The sequence below is a fragment of the Mesorhizobium sp. M7A.F.Ca.MR.362.00.0.0 genome (genome assembly GCF_004023175.1).
Lineage (GTDB): Bacteria > Pseudomonadota > Alphaproteobacteria > Rhizobiales > Rhizobiaceae > Mesorhizobium.
On record NZ_RZTF01000227.1, the window covers coordinates 5667 to 7145 of the forward strand.

The 1479-nt window shown below is 65.0% G+C and carries 1 protein-coding gene and 1 pseudogene; both read right to left on the bottom strand.

Annotation, left to right across the window (positions count from 1 at the left end):
* Positions 1–17 precede the first annotated feature (17 nt).
* Positions 18–760 (bottom strand): annotated as a pseudogene (locus EOC06_RS23920) (2OG-Fe(II) oxygenase).
* Positions 757–1311 (bottom strand): methylated-DNA--[protein]-cysteine S-methyltransferase, encoded by a 555-nt coding sequence (locus EOC06_RS23925; RefSeq protein ID WP_128308945.1) that lies wholly within the window; start codon positions 1309–1311, stop codon positions 757–759. Before EOC06_RS23925 ends, EOC06_RS23920 begins: the two are co-directional and overlap by 4 nt.
* Positions 1312–1479 lie beyond the last annotated feature (168 nt).

Sequence of the window (1479 nt, forward strand, 5' to 3'; positions counted from 1 at the left end):
CTCCATCTTCTCCCTGCTCACTTCGCATCGTGGAAAATAATCCCTACCGTGTGGCGCATGCCTGAGCGCAGCCGGCTGACGCCGTGGCGCAGATTGACGCGGTAGTTGCCTTTGGTGCCCTGCACCGGCCGGTTGTGGACGGCGAACACAACGGCGTCGCCCTGCCGCAGCGGCACCACTTCGACTCGGCTCTGCATGCGCGGGCGCTGCTCGGTCAGCGCGAACTCGCCGCCTGTGAAATCCCGGCCCGGTTCGGAGAGCAGGATCGCCACCTGCAGCGGAAAGGCGAGATCGCCATAGAGATCCTGGTGCAGGCAGTTGAAGTCGCCAGGCACATATTGCAGCAGCAGCGGCGTCGGCCGTGTCTGGCCGGCGGCATGGCACTGCTCGAGAAACGCGGCATGCGTCGTGGGATAGCGCATGGCCTGCCCCATGCGCTCGTTCCACCGATTGGCGACCTCGGCCAGCCTGGGATAGAGCGCGCTGCGCAGGCCACCCAGGAGGTCGGGCAAGGGATAGCGGAATAGCGGTACTCGCCCTTGCCGAAGCCGTGCCTGGCCATATGGATGTGGCTGCGGAAATGCTTCTCCTCGGGATAGAGGTCGGCGATCTGTCGGCACTCTTCGGGCGACAGCAGCTTTTCAATCACCGCGCAGCCGAAGCCGTCCAGTTCGGCGGCAAGGGCGGGCCAGTCGTAATCAGCAACACGTGTCTGAGCAGCTTCAACCGCCGATGCGGCAATTTTGGCATGGGCATTCATATCGTAGCCTCCTTGTCGATCAGAGCGCGCTTGCGCTCGACGCCCCAGCGGTAGCCCGACAGCGTGCCGTCGGCGCGGGCAACACGGTGGCAGGGAATGCCCAGCGCAATCGCATTGGCCGCACAGGCGGTCGCCACGGCGCGGGCGCCGTTCGGCTGGCCGATATGCCGGGCGAGCGCGGTGTAGGTGATGGTGGCGCCGCACGGGATGCCTCGGAGCGCCTCCCACACGCGCTGCTGGAATGGCGTGCCGTGGCGCAGGTCGAGCGGCAGGTCGAAGCCGACGCCGGGCATTTCGATGAAGCGCGCGATTGCCGCGAGATCGTCGCGCAGTGCGGCCTCGTCCTTGGCCAGTATCTTGCCTGGGAAGCGGTTGGCGAGATCCTGCTCCAGTGTGTCGGCATCCGAGCCGATCAGGATGGCGCAGACGCCGATCTGGCTGCGCGCCGCCAGGATTTTGCCGATGGGGGATTCGCCGATGGCATAGGCGATGGTGCCGAGGGCGGCGACGTTGCAGGCGGCCATCGGCATAGTGGTTTGTATAAGGTTCATTGCCTTCACTCCTTTGTTTGTGGCTGAACCCTAGCCACGTGCCGGCCGTGTCTCACTCCGGTGCTTGCTTTCAAATTCAAATCTGCCTGAAAGGCGCAAAGGTAGGTGCTCTATGGCGCCCCCCTCTGTCCTGCCGGACATCTCCCCCACGGGTGGGGAGATTGGCTG